This is a genomic window from Cupriavidus sp. 01L45, assembly GCF_056399885.1.
Genome location: NZ_JBFTSG010000025.1, coordinates 78,955 through 97,001, shown reverse-complemented (window position 1 = coordinate 97,001; position 18,047 = coordinate 78,955). Strand labels below are relative to the sequence as shown.

The 18,047-nt window shown below is 66.1% G+C and carries 15 protein-coding genes; 10 read left to right on the top strand and 5 right to left on the bottom strand.

All coding sequences use genetic code 11. The features are described from left to right. Positions 1–163: 163 nt before the first annotated feature. From AC1DT6_RS18620 to AC1DT6_RS18590, 7 genes are all read left to right on the top strand, one after another. Positions 164–1,132, top strand: a complete 969-nt coding sequence (locus tag AC1DT6_RS18620) for a Bug family tripartite tricarboxylate transporter substrate binding protein (protein ID WP_441636762.1) — start codon at positions 164–166, stop codon at positions 1,130–1,132. 259 nt (positions 1,133–1,391) lie between these two features. Further along, positions 1,392–1,865 carry a tripartite tricarboxylate transporter TctB family protein gene (locus AC1DT6_RS18615; RefSeq protein ID WP_035865703.1) on the top strand — a complete coding sequence of 158 codons (474 nt, stop codon included), beginning with the start codon at positions 1,392–1,394 and terminating at the stop codon, positions 1,863–1,865. Between the two features lie 13 nt (positions 1,866–1,878). After that, positions 1,879–3,393: a tripartite tricarboxylate transporter permease gene (locus AC1DT6_RS18610; RefSeq protein WP_441636765.1), complete on the top strand. Its 1,515-nt coding sequence runs from the start codon at positions 1,879–1,881 to the stop codon at positions 3,391–3,393. Between the two features lie 154 nt (positions 3,394–3,547). Further along, positions 3,548–4,606 (top strand): AbrB family transcriptional regulator, encoded by a 1,059-nt coding sequence (locus AC1DT6_RS18605; RefSeq protein WP_477114802.1) that lies wholly within the window; start codon positions 3,548–3,550, stop codon positions 4,604–4,606. A 51-nt stretch (positions 4,607–4,657) separates the two neighbouring features. Then, entirely contained in the window at positions 4,658–5,086 is a 429-nt protein-coding gene (locus AC1DT6_RS18600; RefSeq protein ID WP_441636769.1) for a PaaI family thioesterase, read from the top strand. Positions 5,087–5,116: 30 nt separating this feature from the next. Further along, complete coding sequence (locus AC1DT6_RS18595) at positions 5,117–6,049, top strand: patatin-like phospholipase family protein (RefSeq protein WP_441636771.1); 933 nt, start codon at positions 5,117–5,119, stop codon at positions 6,047–6,049. Positions 6,050–6,132: 83 nt separating this feature from the next. Continuing rightward, positions 6,133–7,626: an FAD-dependent oxidoreductase gene (locus AC1DT6_RS18590; RefSeq protein WP_441636773.1), complete on the top strand. Its 1,494-nt coding sequence runs from the start codon at positions 6,133–6,135 to the stop codon at positions 7,624–7,626. A gap of 13 nt (positions 7,627–7,639) precedes the next feature. Here AC1DT6_RS18590 and AC1DT6_RS18585 read toward each other — a convergent pair whose 3' ends face one another. The 5 genes from AC1DT6_RS18585 to AC1DT6_RS18565 form a co-directional block, all read right to left on the bottom strand. Next, complete coding sequence (locus AC1DT6_RS18585; RefSeq protein WP_441636775.1) at positions 7,640–8,521, bottom strand: ChaN family lipoprotein; 882 nt, start codon at positions 8,519–8,521, stop codon at positions 7,640–7,642. A gap of 67 nt (positions 8,522–8,588) precedes the next feature. Continuing rightward, on the bottom strand, positions 8,589–8,909 hold the full coding sequence (locus AC1DT6_RS18580; protein ID WP_477103012.1) for a DUF2149 domain-containing protein: 321 nt from the start codon (positions 8,907–8,909) through the stop codon (positions 8,589–8,591). Beyond that, positions 8,906–9,415: a MotA/TolQ/ExbB proton channel family protein gene (locus AC1DT6_RS18575; RefSeq protein ID WP_035865554.1), complete on the bottom strand. Its 510-nt coding sequence runs from the start codon at positions 9,413–9,415 to the stop codon at positions 8,906–8,908. The genes AC1DT6_RS18580 and AC1DT6_RS18575 overlap by 4 nt, the downstream gene beginning before the upstream one ends. A 6-nt stretch (positions 9,416–9,421) precedes the next feature. Further along, on the bottom strand, positions 9,422–13,471 hold the full coding sequence (cobN, locus tag AC1DT6_RS18570) for a cobaltochelatase subunit CobN (protein ID WP_477114801.1): 4,050 nt from the start codon (positions 13,469–13,471) through the stop codon (positions 9,422–9,424). Positions 13,472–13,492: 21 nt separating this feature from the next. Then, positions 13,493–15,769: a TonB-dependent hemoglobin/transferrin/lactoferrin family receptor gene (locus tag AC1DT6_RS18565; RefSeq protein WP_441634332.1), complete on the bottom strand. Its 2,277-nt coding sequence runs from the start codon at positions 15,767–15,769 to the stop codon at positions 13,493–13,495. Between AC1DT6_RS18565 and AC1DT6_RS18560 the strand changes: the two genes are divergently transcribed. From AC1DT6_RS18560 to AC1DT6_RS18550, 3 genes are all read left to right on the top strand, one after another. Then, positions 15,768–15,899, top strand: a complete 132-nt coding sequence (locus tag AC1DT6_RS18560) for a hypothetical protein (protein ID WP_441634330.1) — start codon at positions 15,768–15,770, stop codon at positions 15,897–15,899. The two genes, AC1DT6_RS18565 and AC1DT6_RS18560, sit on opposite strands and share 2 nt — an antisense overlap. A 446-nt stretch (positions 15,900–16,345) precedes the next feature. After that, the gene (locus AC1DT6_RS18555) at positions 16,346–17,620 is read left to right on the top strand and encodes a beta-barrel domain-containing protein (RefSeq protein ID WP_441634329.1); all 1,275 of its coding nucleotides are present in this window, start codon (positions 16,346–16,348) and stop codon (positions 17,618–17,620) included. Between the two features lie 120 nt (positions 17,621–17,740). After that, positions 17,741–17,980, top strand: a complete 240-nt coding sequence (locus tag AC1DT6_RS18550) for a hypothetical protein (protein ID WP_441634327.1) — start codon at positions 17,741–17,743, stop codon at positions 17,978–17,980. Positions 17,981–18,047: the final 67 nt, after the last annotated feature.

The window sequence follows — 18,047 nt, the reverse complement described above, 5'->3', positions numbered from 1 at the left end:
ACGCCAAGCCGGCCGCCCAACGCAGGCAGCGCCGGCGCACCGCACGACTCTCCCGCCCCCGACAGCCAGCTTCACCGCCAGCCGGACACCTCCGGGTCGGTCCTCGCCAGCATCGCCGGCAACCGTTCACCGGCAATCCTCTGAAAAAGAACAGGAGACCGTAATGCGTCGTTCGATTCATCGCTTTGCCCACGTCGTCATGGCTTCGGCCGCGATCACCGCCAGCGTGGCTGCCGCGCCCGCGTTCGCGCTCGACAGCGTGAAGTTCATGATCGGCGCCAACCCGGGCGGCGGCTTCGACCAGACCGGCCGCTCGCTGGGCGCGGCGCTCGTTGCCGCCGGCGTGGCCAAGACGGCCTCCTACGACAACAAGGGCGGCGCGGGCGGCACCATCGGCCTGACGCAGTTCGTCAATACCGACAAGGGCAACCCGAACGCGATGATCGTCACCGGCGCGGTGATGGTGGGCGCGATCGAAACCAACAAGCCGCCGGTCACGCTGAAGAACGCAACCCCGATCGCTCGCCTGTTCGCCGACACCATGGTGATCACGGTGCCGGCCAGCTCGCCGCTGAAGTCCATCAAGGACCTCACCACGCAGCTCAAGGCCAACCCGGGCAGCGTCAGCTGGGGCGGCGGCTCCAAGGGTTCGATCGACCACATCCTCGCGGGGCTGGTGGCCAAGGAAAGCGGCGTGGATCCGAAGAAGATCAACTACGTGCCGTTCCAGGGCGGCGGCGAAGCCTCGGCCTCGATCCTGGGCGGCCACGTGACGGTCGGCATTGCCGGCGTGTCCGAGTTCCTGCCCTTTATCAAGAGCGGCAAGATGCGCGCGCTGGCCGTGACCTCCAAGGAGCGCACCGCCGATATCCCGACCCTGAAAGAGCAGGGCATCAATGTGGAGATCTACAACTGGCGCGGCGTGTACGGCGCGCCCGGCATCACCGCCGAGCAACGCAAGGCGCTGGTGGATGCGGTGGTGAAGGCAACCGAGACGCCGCTGTGGAAGGAAACCCTGGCCAAGAACGACTGGACCCCGTTCCTGCTGACCGGCGACGAGTTCGGCAAGTTCGTGGACAGCGAGTCGGCCCGCCTGGGTGGCACGCTGCGTGAACTGGGCGTGGCGAAGTAAGCAGCCCGGTCTTACCGCTTCATTGCTTCACCGCTTCACCGCTTCACTGTTCGAACGTTTTACCTGTCGGCCCTGCCTGCGGCGCACCATAACGCCCGGTGCGCATGCAGCTGGCGGGGGTCCGGTGTCCACCTGCGATACCCAAAAGACCAAACTACAAATCGCCGGGCCCCCGCCTTAAGCGGGGACGACAAACCGCGGCAAGCCAAGGGTCGGCCAACACGACCGCAGGCGCCGCATGAAGGAGCCACTTCACATCATGAAACCCTCGCACCTGGCGATCGGCATAGCCGTATTGCTGCTCTCCGTTTTCTATTTCGTCGGCCTGTCTGGCATCTCCGGCGACGAAGGCTATGCCGGCCTGTCGCCGCGCTTCATGCCGACGCTGGTCGCCATCGGCCTGGCCGTGTGCGGCGCGGCGCTGACCTGGCAGGGCATTCGCGGCGGCTTTCGCAATATGCCCGAGGAAGACGCCGAGCTGCCCTCCGCACCGCATAACTTCCGTGGCTTCCTGTGGGTGGCTGCCGGGCTGGTGGCCAATATGGCGCTGATCGGCACGCTTGGATTCGTGCTGGCGTCGACCCTGCTGATGATCTGCGTGGCACGCGGCTATGGCAGCAAGCGCTTCCTGCGCGATGGCCTGATTGGCCTGTGCATTACGTTGCCGATGTGGGCACTGTTTGAATTCCTGCTCGGCATCAATTTGCCGCTGCTGCCCGTCGCCGGGTTCTGACCGGAGCTGATCCATGGATACTCTCAACCTGCTGATGCATGGCTTTGCCATCGCCATCACGCCAATCAACCTGATGTGGGCCCTGGTCGGCTGCTTCCTGGGCACCGCCATCGGCGTGCTGCCGGGCATCGGCCCGGCACTGACCGTGGCGATGCTGCTGCCGCTGACCGCCAAGGTGGAACCCACCGCGGCGCTGATCATGTTCGCCGGCATCTACTACGGCGCCATGTACGGCGGCTCCACCACCTCCATCCTGATGAACACGCCGGGCGAGTCGTCGACCATGGTCACGGCGATGGAAGGCAACCTGATGGCCAAGAGCGGCCGCGCCGGCCCGGCGCTGGCCACCGCGGCCATCGGCTCCTTCGTGGCGGGCACGATCGGCACGGTGCTGCTGTCGATGTTCGCGCCGGTGGCGGCCGACGTGGCGCTGCAGTTCGGTCCCGGCGAATACTTCATGATCATGCTGCTGGCCTTCACCACGGTGTCGGCGGTGCTGGGTTCGTCGTTGCTGCGCGGCATGACCAGCCTGTTCCTTGGCCTGGGCATCGGCCTGATCGGCATGGATTCGCTGTCGGGCCAGACCCGTTACTCGATGAACGTGCAGGAACTGTACGATGGCATCGATATCGTGGTGGTCGCGGTGGGCCTGTTCGCGGTGGGCGAGGCGCTGTTCAATGCCTTCTTCCCGCAGCCGGACGGCAGCTTCAACAGGCTCAGCTCGATCATGATGACCAAATCGGATTGGAAGCGCTCGGTGCCGGCATGGATCCGCGGCACCATCATCGGCTTCCCGTTCGGCCTGATCCCGGCTGGCGGCGCTGAGATCCCGACCTTCCTGTCGTACGCCACCGAGAAAAAGCTGTCCAAGCACAAGGGCGAGTTCGGCACGGTAGGCGCGATCGAAGGCGTGGCCGGCCCCGAGGCCGCCAACAACGCCGCGGTGACTGCCACGCTGGCACCGCTGCTCACGCTGGGCATCCCGACCTCGAACACCACCGCGATCCTGCTGGCGGCGTTCCAGAACTACAACCTGCAGCCGGGCCCGATGCTGTTCCAGACCTCGGGCGACCTGGTGTGGGGCCTGCTGGCTTCGCTCTACATCGGCAACGTGATGCTGCTGGTGCTGAACCTGCCGGCCATCGGCCTGTGGGTGCGCATGCTGCGCATTCCCACGCCGCTGCTGTACGGCGGCATCCTGATCTTCGCGGGCCTGGGCGCCTACGGCATCCGCCAGTCGTGGTTCGACCTGCTGCTGCTGTTTGTGATCGGCGTGCTGGGCATGGCCATGCGCCGCTTCGACTTCCCCACCGCGCCGGTGATCGTGGGCATGATCCTGGGACCGATCGCGGAGAAGCAGTTGCGCAATGCATTGTCGATCAGCCAGGGCGACTGGTCGATCTTCGTGACCCAGCCGATCTCGGCCACCATCCTGGCCATGACGGTGGCGGTGGTGCTGATCCCGCGCATCCTGGGCTGGCTGTCCCGGCGCTCGGCGCGCGGCAAAGTGGCTGACGCCACCGGTTGATTGGCGCAAAATGCGGGCAAGGCCCGGCACTCCAGGGTGCCGGGCCTTTTCGTTTGTGGCGCCGTGGCAGGCCATCGCATCGGCGCTGTTGTCCCTACATTCCGCTTCATCACAAGAACACCGCGCCGGCGCCCGCGCGCCAGGCCGCTGCGACATGCCTTCTCTTCTTCACCGCTGGCGTCCGGTCCTGCTGACGCTGCTGCTCGGCCTGGCCGCCGCGCTGCTCTGCACGCTGCTTCACACGCCCCTGCCATGGATGATCGGGCCGTTGCTGGCGGTGGCCACCGCGCGCATGCGCGGCGCCGACCTGCGCGCGCCCACGCAGGCGCGCAATGCCGGGCAGTGGGCCATCGGGACTTCGCTCGGGCTGTACTTCACGTCCGACGTGGTGGAACGTCTGCTGGATTTCCTGCCGTATATCGTGGCGGGTTCGCTGTTCGCGCTGGTGCTCGGCTGCGGGGGCGCGTTCCTGCTGCGCAGGAGCACGGGCGTGGCGTTCAAGACGGCGTACTTCTCCACCGCCATCGGCGGCGCCTCGGAGATGGCAAACCTGGCCGAGCGCAACGGCGCGCGCATCGACCAGGTGGCCGCCGCGCATTCGCTGCGCGTGCTAATGGTGGTGGTGGCGGTGCCCGCGCTGTTCCAGTACGGCGGCATCCATGGGCTCGATCCCTATATCCCCGGTCCGCGCACGGTGGACTACCTGGGGCTGCTCGGGCTGATCGCGATCACCGTCAGCGCAGCGCTGGTGCTCAAGCGCTTCAACCTGCCCAATCCCTTCGTGATCGGCACGCTGCTGGCGGCAGCGGTGCTGACCGCCTCGGGCGTGGAACTGTCGGCCATCCCCACCTGGATGAGCCGCGCCGGCCAGTTGCTGATCGGCGTCTCGCTGGGGGCGCGCTTCTCGCGCGACTTCCTCCACACGGCGCCGCGCTTTCTCACCGGCGTGGCGCTGTACACGCTGGTCGCACTGGTGCTCTCCGCGCTGTTCGGCTGGGCCTTGTCGGCGCTGTCTGGCGTGCATCCAGCCACCGCCATTCTCGGCACCACGCCCGGCGGCATCGCGGAGATGTGCATCACCGCCAAGGTGCTGGAACTGGGCGTGCCGCTGGTGACGGCCTTCCACGTGATCCGGATGGCGTTCGTGGTGCTGTGCACCGGCCCCCTGTATCATTGGCTCAAACATCGCGCCGCGCCGGAGGAGACGGAATAGCAACCTGGCCCGGCCCCACCCCAGACAAACGGGAGTGCCATGCCAGAGTCAATGCCAAGACCCAAGCCGGAATCCAGCCTGACGCTTGCCGATATCGACGGCATCTTGCAACGCGTACTGGCGCCGTGGGTGCGCCAACTCGGCCTGCGTGCCGAAGCCGTTGATGCGCAGGGCGTAACACTGCGCCTGCCTTTCGACGAATCGTTTCGCCATGCGGGTGGCGTGGTGTGCGGCCAGGTGCTGATGGCCGCCGCCGATACCGCCATGATCGTGGCGGTCGCCAGCGCGGCGGGCGGCTTCCGCCCCATGACCACCGTCACGCTGACAACCAACTTCATGCGCCCGGTGATCGACGGCGACGTGCTGGTGCGCGCCAACGTGCTGCGCCTGGGCAAGACCGTGGTGTTCGGCGAAATCGAGCTGACCGGCACCGACGGCAAGCTGGCCGTGCAGGCCACCACCACTTATGCGCTGCTGTGAGCGGCGCCATCACTGAATTGCATGCAATCCATGTATGAGCCCCGCAGCGTAGTTCCTGCTTCCGTCCAGCCCGCCGCGGCAGCCTCTCCGTTCGACCAGGTGGTGTTCGCCGGCGGCGGCAACCGCTGCTGGTGGCAGGCGGGCTGGTGGGATAGGGTGGCGCCCGAGCTGGGCCTGCGCCCGCGCGTGATCACGGGAATTTCCGCCGGCGCCGCCACGGCCTGCATGGTCTACACGCACGATTCCCGCGAGGTGATGGCGTACTACCGCGAGGTGCTTGCCGGCAACCGGCGCAATGCCTACTGGGGCAACCTGCTGAACAGGCAGCGCGTGTTCCCGCACTACGGCATCTACCGCACCGCCCTGCTGAGCATCTTCGGCGAGGGCCGCCTGGCGCGCTTGCAGGCGGCGCCGGAAATCCGCATCGGCGTGGCCCATATCCCGCGCTGGAGCGGTCCGCGGCTGGCGGTCATGGCTGGCCTGGTGGCCTACAACATCGAGAAGCACTGGCTCAAGACGCTGCACCCGCGGCTGGGCCGCAAGCTGGGCTTCCATCCGGAGTTCGTGCGCGCGCAGGACTGCGGCTCGCCCGAGCAACTGGCCGACCTGTTGCTGCAATCTTCCTCGACGCCACCCTTCACGCCGGTGCTCCGGCGCGACGGCCGGCCCGTGCTCGATGGCGGCATGGTCGACAACGTGCCGGTCGACGCGCTCGACGCAACGCCCGGCGACGTACTGGTGCTGGTGACGCGGCTCTATCCGCGTCCACGGCGCTTTGTTCTGCAACACGGCGCGCAGCGCCGGCTCTACCTGCAACCTTCGCAACGGGTACCGATCTCGAGCTGGGACTACACCCAGCCCGGCGCGATGACCGGTGCCTACGATCTCGGCCAGCGCGATGGGGAGACCTTTCTGCGCGAATGGCCGTCTGTCCTGAAGACGGAGCTTGGCACCGCCGCGTAGCGTTCAACCAGCGCGACGGCCGCCCTAGCGGCTCCGTCATCACGATGTGCAATGCGGCCTTCGCGCCGCAACAGGAGGCATTGATGACGAAACGCCAGGCAAGACCCACGACCGAGCGCCGCAGCGCGCGCAGGGCGACATCCGAGCAAGTGGTGGAGCACGTTCCCCGCCGCGGCAAGCGCCGCGCCGGCGCGCAGCGCGAAGCGGACTTCGTGGTAATCGGCGCAGGCTCGGGCGGAGTGGCGGCTTCGCGGCGCGCGGCCTCGCACGGCGCGCGCGTGGTGCTGGTGGAGCGGGATGCCATCGGCGGCACCTGCATCAATCGCGGCTGCGTCCCCAAGAAAATGCTCTCATATGGCGCCAGCCTGGCCGCCGTCCTGTCGGGCTGCCTGTCGCACACCGGCGGCAAGGAGGACTGGAGCGATGCCATCGTGCGTGTCAATGCGGAGATGGCGCGGCTGCACGTGGCCTATACGCACCACCTGCAGGAAGCCGGCGTGGAACTGCTGCGCGGCGATGCCACGGTGATCGCGCCGGACCAGGTACAGGTGGGCGCGGAGGTCATCCAGGCGAAACGCATCCTGATCGCCACCGGCGCGCGGCCGCGTGCCTTGCCGGTGCCAGGCGGCGAACTCGCCTGCACCTCCGACGACATCTTCACCTGGCAAAGCCTGCCGGCTTCGCTGGTGGTGATCGGAGGCGGCTACGTGGCGGTGGAACAGGCCTCGATCCTGTCGCGCTACGGCGTCAAGGTGGAGATGCTGGTGCGCGGGGAACGCCTGCTGCCGCGCTTCGACCATGAAGTTGCCGAGGCACTGGCCGAGGCGCTCGCCGCCAAGGGCGTGCGGCTGCATTTCAATACCGAGGTAACGCTGCTGAACCAGGCCAACGGTGCCATCGATGTGTGCTACCGGCAGCATGGCAATGGCGGCAATGGCAACACTGGCAACACTGGCGCCGGCGGCAGGGACCGCATCCAGACCGTGCGCGCGCAGGCAGCGCTGGCTGCCATCGGGCGCGACCCGCATTGGGACGGGCTCGGCCTGGAGGCGCTTGGCGTGCAGAAAGCCGAACAGGGCGGCATCCAGGTGGACCGCTCGTTCCGCACCAAGGTCCGCGCGATCCACGCCATCGGCGATACCATCGACGGCCCGCACCTGACACCGGTGGCCAGCGCGCAGGGCCGCTGGCTGGCGGACCGCCTGTTCGGCCGCCGCGGCGACCGATCGGATTTCGACCTGGTGCCTACCGCGGTGTTCTGCGAGCCGGCCATCGGCAGCGTGGGCCTGAGCGAGCAGGCCGCCATTGAGGAGGCGGGCAAGCCGGAGCGCATCCACACCGTGGTGCGCCGCTTCGTCTCGCTGGAGAACCGCTTCGCCGGCAGCGAGCAGGCGTCCATGGTCAAGCTGGTGGTGAATACGCGCAGCGGCCGCGTGCTGGGCGCGCACATGATGGACAACGCCGCGCCGGAAATCGTGCAGGCGTTCGCCGTGGCGCTGCGGCTGGGAGTGAGGCTGTCGCACCTGCAGACCACGGTGCAGTTGCATCCGACCGTGGCCGAGGAACTGTTCGGCTAAGCGGCCCCCGGACTCAAGCCGGCGCGGCTCCCGTCGCCGGCTTGGCGCCAGCGCAGGGATCGGCCCGCTTGTGCGCGGGCACCAGCACCACGCGGTCGTAGGCGCCGGCCTCCTGGCCGCTGGCCTGCTCCAGGTAGCCCACGCTGTAGATACTGCCCGGCTCGGCGGCGAGCCAGCGCGGCGCGCCCACGTCGCGCCGCACATGGCCGTTGCCGGCGATCAGCACCGCGCCGCGTTCGGCGTATTCGCGCATCGCGGCCGCCATCACCGCATCGCGCGCGGCCTGGGCATCGAGCATGCCCGGCAGCATGGCCTTGGGGAAATTGCCGCAATGGCCGCGGTCGAGCACCGCGGTCTGTTCCGTCACGATGTCTTGGGGCAAGGGCGCGGCAAGGCCGAGGCGCTTGCGCTCGGCTGCATCGAATACGCCATCGAGCCCGCCGCGCACGATGCGCCCCGCATCCGCCCGCGACAGGTTGGCCGCCACCAGCGGCAGGTCATAGCGCAAGGCCAGGGCCACCACCGGCGTGTAAAGCTCCCACTGCCAGTTCTTGCCGCCCGCCTGCGCCACCACATACGCCGCGTCACCAGGGCGCTCGCGGCGGGCGCGGTCGATATCGGGCTGGCGTTCGCGGTCGAACTGCTCCATTGCGATGGCCGGGCGCCAACCCGCTTCGAGCGCGCTCGACAAGGCAAGCAAGCGCCGCTTCTGGCCATCGGCGTTGTCGTGGACCTCGCCCAGCAGCACGTAGGTCTTACCGGTGAACTGGTGCGCGACGTCGCCAGCCACGGCGGCCGGTGGCGTACCCGCGCAGCCGGCGAGCGCGGCAAGCAAAGCGGCGGCGAGCGCCACGCCGGCGGCGCGGGCAATGGCAAGGCGTGAGCGAGTCTGCATGGCGGCGGTAATCCTGGTTTCTGCGGTTTTTTGCCTATGGTCCGCGGGCATGCCGCGGACCTGCCTATTATTGCCCAGTTGCCGCTTCCGGCACATAGACCATCGAGCCGTCCTTCAGCCGATAGGCAACGCCGGCCTTGGTGCCATCCCCGCTGCCGACTTGTCCGCTCGCCTGGTAGCGCACGACCTTCTCGCCCTGCTTTGAGACGATCTCCATATTCGGCTTGCCGGGATTGGTGATGACGGTGACGTCCGCATGCGTGAACGGGTTCATCGGGTTCTGCGCGATCGCCACCAGCAATGCGGCGATCACCACCAGGAACACGTCGATCAGGTTGACCACCGACAGGATGGGATCGTCGGCTTCGCTTTCTTCCAGGAACTTCATGCGTCGACCTCCCACTGCGGCTGGTGCTTGCCCAGCCACACCAGTTCCTCGGCCAGCCAGCGGCGCCGCACATTGACCACCCAGAACGTGATGCTGGCGGCGATCAGCGCGAGGATCACGGCAGAGAAAGCGATGGTGAGGTTCTCGCCCACGTTGGCGAGGTTGCCGCCCGACAAGCCTTTCAACGCCGGCCCCATCGGGATCATGGTGGCTACAAGCCCCAGCATGGGCGCCACGCGCGTGGCGATGCGCGGCCACTCCAGCAACCGATGCGCGGTCACGTCGAGTGTGTCCGGGTCCTTCACGCGATGGCGCAGCGCATACGCCACCAGCACGTAGCCGCGGCCGGTTTCGATCGTGTTGCGGCGGCGCTGCCAGCCTTGCATGGCGAACTCGCCGAGCGCCCAGAAGGCGTAGAGGAAGAGCAGCCCGATCAGGGCAAGCGTCGGGTACAGGAACAACTGGCCGACGTCGTACATCAGGGTTTCAAGCAGGGTAGGGGTCATGATGCCTCAGTAGGGTTTTGTTGGATTCCGGAAGAGTGGTGCGGCGCTGGCGCGGCGCCGCGCGCTGAGGGCGCCGCCGAGCACGGCCCCGGCCAGCGCGATGCCGGCGGCGAGCCACGACAGCACCGGCACGAGCGCCGCGGCGGGCGGCTTGCGCTCCACCAGTTGCATGCCTTGCACGGGTACGGATTGCGATGGCGGCGCGGGCTTTGGCTCGGGCTGCGTTTTCGCTTCAGGCTGCGGCGGCTGCGGGGCAGCCTGCGCAGCCGCGGCCTTCGGTGCGCCCGCCGGCGGTGCCGCGGGAGCTTGCGTGCCATAGCCCGCCGCGCCGGGGGCCGTGGCCTGCTGTTGCACGTAGCGGTTGAAGCTGCGGTTGCCGCTGCGGATATCGTGCCGCTGCGAGAGCGTCTGCCAGCGGTCGGCCAGCGTCTTGAGCATCTCGGGGTCGGCTTTCCAGTAGCCCTTGCGCGCGGCTTCCAGCATGCGCTCGATCACCTGGGCCTGGGCCTGCGGCGCATGCTTCTCGAACCATTCATCAAGGCCGAGTTTGTGCTTGTCCTTGACGTAGACCTCGGCGAACTCGGTCCACTGGTCGTCGCGCACGATCTCCGGCGCGACCGCGGTCCAACCCCAGAAGTTGTTGACGGTGTCGAGCATGTTGAGCGCGCCGCTATAGCCTTCGGCCTTCATGCCTTCGATCCAGCCCGGATGGAAATAGCGCGTGCGCAGTTCGGTGGCGAGGAAGGAAGCCGCCGTTTCCGTGCGCGCACTGTTCGCATCGCGCAAATTGGAGATCAGCAGCTCCGGCGCCTTGCCCGTCAGATGGCGCACGGCCAGGCCGATGCCGCCGAGATACTGGAAGGGATCGTCGGTGGTCAGCATGCCATACAGGTTGGAGCTGCGCGCCAGCAGCGCGCCTTCCACGCCCTTGAGGTTCTCGGCGTAGAGGTTGAGCTGCGGCAGCTTCTCGCCCCAGGTTTTTTCGTCGGGCCCGTAGCCGTACTGCATGCGCGAGAGATAGAGATTGGCGAGCTTGGCGTCCGCTTGCTTGCCGCTGCCGAAGCTGTCGCTGGCGAGCGTAGCGTCGTTGAGACCGGTGCCGTAGTTGCCCGACTCGCTGGCAAAGATGCGCGTCAGCGCCAGCGACTCGATGCGCTCGGGATTCATCTCCGCCGCCTTGAGTTGCGCCAGGCGCTCGCGCACCGCGCGCGTGCTCGCGGCCACCGCGTTGTCGGGCTCGGGTTGCGCGGCGGCCAGCTTGACCGCTTCGGCCAGCCACTTGATCAGGTTGGGAAAGTGATCGCGGTACAGGCCGGTGGCGGACAGCACCACGTCCACGCGCGGATGCTTGAGCTCCGCGGCGGGAATCGCTTCCACCCCGACCACGCGGCCACCGCCGTCCCACTTCGGGCGGATGCCCATGGCCGCCAGCGCCTGCGCTTCGAGCATGCCCTGATGGCGCATGGTCTCCACGCTCCACAACGAGAAGGCCAGCTTGGCGGGCCACTTGCCGTGACGCTTGCGCCAGTCGGCAATCATGGCTTGCGCCGCTGCTTGTCCGGCCTGCCATGCTTCCCGGCTGGGCACCTTGGAAGGATCGAAGCCATACAGGTTGCGGCCGGTCGGCAGCGCATCGGGATTGCGCACCGGATCGCCGCCTGTGCCGGCCAGCACGTAGCGGCCCGCCAGCGCGGTGAGAATGGCTTCGCTCTCAGGCGCGGCATCGAGGCTGGCGTAGAGCGTGCGTGCGCGCCGCATGTCTTCACGCTGCCTGGCGTCGGAAAGGCCCGTCAACGGCGCGCCGTCGATGACGTAGCGGTGCAACATGGCGTAGGGTTCCGACCGCGCCAGCTGCTTGTAATCGAGCGCGAAGAGTTCCTCGGGCTCATCGGGAAACACGCGCTTGAGCCAGGACTGGCCAAGCATGGCCATCACCGTGTACAACCGCAGCCCGGGATCCTGCGACTGGCCGAACGTGTGCAGCCCATAAGGCTGCAATGCGCCCGCGAGTTCGTGCAGGTGCGTGTGCAACGCATCCAGGTACTCGGTGAACTGCGCGCTCGCACGCGCCTGCGGCCAGCCCATGTCGTCGAACAGATGCATGCGCGCGCTGCGCTTGAGGATGTCCTCGCGCAGTGTGTCCTTCACCGCGCCGTTGTCCTGCTGCAGGTAGTTGTGCAACTGATCATGCRGCGCCGACAGGTCGGTGTGCAGGCCGGCCGGCTTGAACGGCGGCGTCTGGTGGCTGACGATGGTGGCGCGGCCCCGGCGCTTGGCCTGCAACGCCTCGCCGACGTCGTCGACGATGTAGGGATAGATCACGGGCACGCTGCCGAGCACCATGTAGGGCTGGTCGGTCACGGACAGGCCGCGCTCCTTGCCCGGCGTCCATTCCTGCGTCCCGTGGGTGCCGTAGTGCACCAGCGCCTCGCGCCCTTCGCGCGCCCACAGGTAGGCCGCCATGTAGAAATGGTTGAGCGGCGTCTTGGTGGAGTGATAAAGCGCCTTCTCGGCGGCTTCGTCGCGCTCGCCGCGTGGCGGCACCGGCATCAGCGCCACGTTGCCGAGCTGCAGGCGCGGGATGGCGAAGCCGGCCACGCCGTTGCGCCTGATCGCCATCGACGAGGCTTCGGGCTCGCCCCAGCGCGCGCTGACCTCGGCGCGGAACGCGGCGGGCTGCGCGTCGTACCAGCGGCGGTATTGCGCCATCGGCATCCACGCGGCGCGGTCCGCATCGAGCAGCGCGCCGAGCTGGCCTTCGCGGTAGAAGGGCGCGAGCAACGCGCCAAGATCGCGCTGCAGCGCGAGTTCGCCGGCGGCCTCGGTGCGGTAGCCCGCGGCATGCAGCGCGGCCAGGGTGGAAGACAGGCTGCGCGGCAGGTTGAGGAAGGATGCCGACAGGTTCTTTTCGCCAGCGGGATAGTTGTAGAACAGGATCGCCACGCGCTTCCCGGCATTGGGCGTGCGCTGCAGACGTGTGAGCGCCAGTGCCTTGTCGGCCACGGCATCGAGCTGCGCCGGCAGGCTGACGATGCTGCCGTCCTTGTGCGAAGTGGCGGCGGCCAGCATGGGATCGCTGACGCCGGCCAGTTCGGGCTGCACCAGGTAGAAGGGTGTATCGGTGAGGCTGATGCCGTGCGGATCGCGCTCCCAGTCCTGCGCATCGCCCTTGCGGTAGGGTATGACCTGCAGCACCGGGATGCCTAGCGTTTCAAACTCCGCCTTGCGGCCCGCCGCATTGAGCATGATCTGGCCGTTGACCAGCACATCGACAATGCGCTTGCCGCCGGGCGCGGCCATGCGCAGCACGCCGTCCGCATCCATCACCGGGCTGTAGAAGACGAGCGCGCGCGCGCCACGCGCTTCGATGCTCGCGATCAGGTCGTCGATAAAGGCGCTGTCCAGGCCGGAGACATAGGCCTGGTGGATGGCGACGCCGATCACCGGCGTGCCAGCGTGGCCGGATGCGCCGAGCGCCTCGTCCGGCGATTCGGTCACCACGCTGGCCAGGCGCGGATGGTAGTAAGCGGCTTTTGGAAACACCACCGGCGCGGGAATCGCGCCGTCCGCGCGCAGCTTGAACTGCTGCGCGGCCAGCGTGCGCATCATGGCGTCGAAGTTGGCGCGGCCACCGTTGACATAGTACGCATGCAGCTTCGCACCCAGCGCATTGTCGAGGCCGTGCGCCTCGAAGCGGTCGGTGGCGATCAGCAGGCGCGGCACGCGCGCATTGGTCCATTGCGGCCCCAGCTTCGCCAGCATCTCGGTGACAATGTGATCGCGCGGCGCATCGAGGATCAGCAATCCCGCGCCGTCGATGAATGGCGCCACATCCTGCGCGCTCATCCGTTCGAGATAGCGCGCATCGAGCGTCATGCCGTGCGCGCGCGCCATCGCCTGCAGGGGCTCGAACTTGCCCGCCGGCACCGGCGAGGTGGTCAGCACGGCAATCTTCGGCGTGGCCCGCGCCTGCTGCATGCCGAGCGCCAGAAGGGCAAGCCACAGCAGGCACAGCGCGCGGATCAGCCGCATCTTGGTTTTGTTTTGTGGGGACATGTCGGGTCGAATCGCCTCAGGTCAGAACGACAGCTTCACGCTGGCGGCGAAGGTACGCCCGGGCTGCGTATAGAAATCCAGGCCCGGCTCGCTGGCGGCCACGCTGCCCTGGCGCACATCGCCCCACAGCCAGTATTTCTTGTCGAACACGTTGTTCACCGACAGCACCAGGCTGGCGTAGCGGTTGAAGCGCCACCAGCCCTGCAGATCGACCACACCATAGCCGCCCGGCTTGAAGTAGGTGAAGGACGTGTCGTCGGTGCGCGTCACCGGGCGCGCTCCACGCCAGCGCAGGCTAGCGCCCTGGCCCTGGCTGTCGCTGCCGCGTTCCCAGGTCAGTGCGGCGCTGGCGCGCAGCGGCGAGACGCTGTTGAGCGGCTGGCCGGTCTGTTCGTTGTTGCCGTGCGCATAGGCCACGGCGCTGTCGACGCGCCACTGCGGCAGGAAGCGGTAGCTGCCGCGCCACTCGGCGCCGTAGATGCGCACGCTGCTCTGGTTGCGGTACTGGTACGTGGCTCGCAGGCCGGCGAGACAGGCGGGGTCGGACGGGCAGTTCAGCGCCACCTGTTCGATAAAGTCCTTGTAGCGGTTGTCGAATACCGCGACGCTGGACTGCACGCGCTCGTCGGTGTAGCGCGCACCGATCTCGAAGGAGCGGCTCTTCTCCGGATTCAGATCGCCATTGGGCGCGGCGCCGTAGCCCTGGATGGTGTTGCGGAAGCTGCCGTTGATTTCCTGGTAGTTCGGCGCGCGGTAGCCGAAAACGTACTGGGCCCACACATTGATGCGGTCGGTGGCTTGCCACAGCGCGGACAGCTTGGGCGAGACCGCCCAATCGCTCTTGCTGATGGCGGGCTTGGCGGCGACGCTGTTGTAGAGCTTGTCTTCGTCCGGCCCGAGCGCGTAATGGTCGAAGCGCAGGCCGGGCGTGAGCGTGAAGCGGCCGCCGGCGAACTGCAGTTCATCCTGCACGAAGATGCCGGTCTGGCGGGTCTCGCCCTTGGGGAAATCGTGGATCGGGAAGTTGTCGCCGGCCAGCGATTTCGACACCACGCCGGTGGTGCGGTTGTAGGCGGTGCCATCGCGCATCTCGCTGGTCTGCGTGCGCAGGAAATCCACGCCGGTGATCAGCCGGTGGCCTACGAAGCCCGTGTTGAACGACTTGTCGGCCTGCAGGTTGAAGCCGGTCTGCTGCTGTCGGAAGCCGAACAGCAGGTTCACGTCGCACAGGCTGCTGCCCGCCGTGGAGCCTGAGCAACCGGAGCTGGTCCTGCTGCGCACCTGGTTGGTCACGGTGTTGGACTCGCTCTCCTGATAGAACACGGTGGCGCCGAGGCGGTCGATCACGTGGCTGCCCGGCTTCCACTCGTAGTCCAGGCTGACGCGGTTGCGCGACAGGTCCTCGGTGCCGCTGGCGGCGGTCACGCGCGGCAGCGCGGTGGACAGGCGCAGGATATCGGTAAAGGTGTCGCTGTCACGATGCTCGTAGGTCAGCCTGAAGCGGTGGCCGGCGGCAGGATCGAGCACGATCTTGCCGAGCCAGGCGTTGGTCTCGCTGTTCTGCGGATTGGGCTTGGTGCGGCCGGTCGAGGTGGAACCGTTGCCGCCCATGTTTTCCACCTCGTGCCCCTTGCGGTGCGCATACATGAACAAGCCCTTGATGGTCTCGTTGCCGCCCGCCACGCCGGCGGTCTGGCCGAAACCGCGGTCGATGCCGTTCCACGACAGGCCCGCCTCGCCGCCCACCGCGCGGCCGCGCATCAGGTCCTCGGGATCCTTGGTGACGTACGAGACCACGCCGCCGATGGCGTCCGAGCCGTACAGGCTGGAGGCCGGCCCGCGCAGCACCTCGACCCGCTTGAGGAAGGAGAACTCGGGCGCGTCCCGGGTGGCGCTGGACAGGTTGGAGGGGCCGCCGCCGTTGTAATAGTCCGGCAGGCGCACGCCGTCGACCATCAGCAGCACGCGGTTAGCCTCGATGCCGCGGATATTGATGCTGCCGGCGCCAAAGCGGCGCCGGTCGCGCGGTACGTCGATATCGGGTTCGTCGGCAAACAGGCCGGTCTCGTCGACCGGCTGGGCGCGCTCGATGCGGCTGCCCTCGATGACGGTGATGGTGGAAGCGACGGCATCGGCGCGTTCCTCGGTGCGGGTGGCGGTGACCACCACCTCGCCCAGCGGGCGGACCGGATCGACGGCCGGTTCAGCGGCCAGCGCCGGACCACCGAGGGTGGCGCAGATGGCGATGGGCGTGACTCGTACGGAGGCGCGCAAGCGCGCCAGACAGCGGCGTTTCATGGATTTTCCCCAAAAGAAAACGAAACGCTGGCTGGCGGACACCGGGTCAGAACGGCTGGCTGGCGTAGTGTTGGCGCAGGTGCAAAGCGAGCCTGATCAACTTGAGAATGCGAATTATTCTCAACTTTGAGCAAGAAGTAAAGCCCCCCTTCCTGGGAGAGGGCGCATGGTGCCGACGAACGGTAGCAACTCGCTGGGAGCCACTGTCCGCCAACACCCATTCCTCAGCCACCGCAGCCGCCCGCTACCCTCGCTACAGCCGGGTCCAATTGACGGAGCGAGGCGTAGCTCATCCTCATTTTTTGCCGTTACAGCGCGAGGCGGGTTCATCGGCGCGAGTCAGAAAAATCGCCAGTAACTTTGGGAAATTTCTGCTGGCTGGTGACTATTTGCTTTTCTACAAATAAGGGCACTACCCAGCAATCTTGTCGTCTGGATGCTCGCAATAGCGGATGGGCGCCTCCGTGGGCTCTAGCGTTTGTTGCGCGCGAAGGTGCTCAACACGAGCATTGGCCCGATTTTTCCACGATTCTCGGGGCAGTCCACTTGTGTCGTCACAACAAAAAGGAGGGCTCTATGAACGAGAAGGCTCGACGAAGTATTTTTCGGCGAGAGGTATTGCAAAGGCACGACCAACAGGAACACGGGCCGATTCTCTTGGCGCAGTCAAGCCATAGTTGGCTGCTTGTTGGGCTGGCTGCCGCGATGTCTCTGGCGATTTTGCTGTACCTATTCTTTGGTAGCTACAGGCCTCGTACTGCTGCTACCGGCGTCCTAGTTCCTGAGGGGGGTGCGATTAGAATCCTTGCCCCCACCGGCGGCATTGTTTCTGAGCGTCACGTTCGCGAGGGGGAAATTGTGAAACAAGGTGCCGTTCTCTTTGTTCTTGCCGATGAACGAAGGCATGTCGGACAGCAGGAAAATACGAAGATCTCCGAATTACGTACGGCTTCGCTCAGTGAGCGCCGGGCAAGCCTGATGCGGCAGCGCGAAGCTGCGCACGAACTTGGTGTGACGGCGGAGCGTGGACTCCGCGCACAGTCTGAGAACGTCATGGACGAGCTGCGGCACAACAAGCAGGAACTGGACCTCCACGCGAAACGATTGACCGCATCAGAGTTATCTATCGAGAAACACAGAACACTGGCGAAATCGAACTACATATCTCAGGTGGCATTGCAGGAGAAGGAAGATCAGGCAGCCGCTCTTCAAGCGCAATTTCTCTCGATGCAGCGAACGCGCTCCCAGCTTTCAAGAACCCTCGCAACATTGAAAAGTGAGCTGGACCAGGTCTCTCTCAAGACGGCAGCTCAGATTGCTGAAATTAGTCGGGATCTGGCGATGCTCTCTCAGGAGACCACTGACGTGCAATCCCGCGACGTCTTCGCTATCACGGCACCGATGACGGGCAGGGCCACAGCCATTAATGCAGAACCTGGAGAGACCGTCTCCACGCAAACGCTTGCGGTGATTATCCCGGAAGGCGTGCCATTGGTAGCGCACTTGTTCGCGACCTCAAAAGCTTTCGGATTCGTACAAGTCGGCCAGTCAGTCCGATTGCGGTATCAACCCTATCCCTATCAAAGATTCGGACTGCAACGTGGCACTGTCGTTGAGGTTGCCAGCAGTCCCCTGCAGTCTGAAGAGGTCGCGGCGATGTCGGGGCTACCTGACAAGGAGGCCATGTATCGCATCATCGTCAGGCTTGACAGTCAAAGCATCCAAGCCCATGGGCGGCAGATTGATCTGTTGCCAGGAACCCTGCTCGACGCGGACATTGAACAAGAGAAGCGGCGCCTTATTGACTGGGTTCTTGCCCCAGTCGCGAGTGTAAGCAGCAGATATCTGTAGTTATCAATGGACAGTGGATTTGTCCGCTGTTTCCGCGGGCTCTAATCCGCATAACGGAGCGTCCTGCTCCGCAGGCGAACTCGTCCCGCCCTAGAACGGACGGTCATGGAAGGAAAACCAATGAATAAGTCGACCACGTTACCCATGGCGATTGAAAACATGCAATTCGATGAGTTCGGCCGCTACGAAGTGACCGAACTCATTATAGATGAGGAGCTCGATCTTGTAAGCGGAGGCTTTACCATCGGACAAATAAACATTGGCTATTGCCCACCTAAATCCAATGCCGGCTATTGCCAAGAACGACCTCCTCCTCAACCCAACAAAAAATGTGGAGAGGACGGCGATGAAGAGGGTTAAACAGAGCCACTAGCCGCAGACTTCGAGTGTCGGTCTCCGACCGACTTTTTTAACGCTCTGGCCGTCG

Excerpts from the sequence above, each read along its gene's own strand:
- AC1DT6_RS18550 (WP_441634327.1), top strand. The coding sequence starts at position 17,741 with ATGAATAAGTCGACCACGTTACCCATGGCGATTGAAAACATGCAATTC.
- AC1DT6_RS18575 (WP_035865554.1), bottom strand. The coding sequence starts at position 9,415 with ATGACCCCTACCCTGCTTGAAACCCTGATGTACGACGTCGGCCAGTTG.
- AC1DT6_RS18605 (WP_477114802.1), top strand. The coding sequence starts at position 3,548 with ATGCCTTCTCTTCTTCACCGCTGGCGTCCGGTCCTGCTGACGCTGCTG.
- AC1DT6_RS18560 (WP_441634330.1), top strand. The coding sequence starts at position 15,768 with ATGGATTTTCCCCAAAAGAAAACGAAACGCTGGCTGGCGGACACCGGG.
- AC1DT6_RS18595 (WP_441636771.1), top strand. The coding sequence starts at position 5,117 with ATGTATGAGCCCCGCAGCGTAGTTCCTGCTTCCGTCCAGCCCGCCGCG.
- AC1DT6_RS18610 (WP_441636765.1), top strand. The coding sequence starts at position 1,879 with ATGGATACTCTCAACCTGCTGATGCATGGCTTTGCCATCGCCATCACG.
- AC1DT6_RS18590 (WP_441636773.1), top strand. The coding sequence starts at position 6,133 with ATGACGAAACGCCAGGCAAGACCCACGACCGAGCGCCGCAGCGCGCGC.
- AC1DT6_RS18585 (WP_441636775.1), bottom strand. The coding sequence starts at position 8,521 with ATGCAGACTCGCTCACGCCTTGCCATTGCCCGCGCCGCCGGCGTGGCG.
- AC1DT6_RS18615 (WP_035865703.1), top strand. The coding sequence starts at position 1,392 with ATGAAACCCTCGCACCTGGCGATCGGCATAGCCGTATTGCTGCTCTCC.
- AC1DT6_RS18555 (WP_441634329.1), top strand. The coding sequence starts at position 16,346 with ATGAACGAGAAGGCTCGACGAAGTATTTTTCGGCGAGAGGTATTGCAA.
- AC1DT6_RS18580 (WP_477103012.1), bottom strand. The coding sequence starts at position 8,909 with ATGAAGTTCCTGGAAGAAAGCGAAGCCGACGATCCCATCCTGTCGGTG.
- AC1DT6_RS18620 (WP_441636762.1), top strand. The coding sequence starts at position 164 with ATGCGTCGTTCGATTCATCGCTTTGCCCACGTCGTCATGGCTTCGGCC.
- AC1DT6_RS18600 (WP_441636769.1), top strand. The coding sequence starts at position 4,658 with ATGCCAAGACCCAAGCCGGAATCCAGCCTGACGCTTGCCGATATCGAC.
- AC1DT6_RS18565 (WP_441634332.1), bottom strand. The coding sequence starts at position 15,769 with ATGAAACGCCGCTGTCTGGCGCGCTTGCGCGCCTCCGTACGAGTCACG.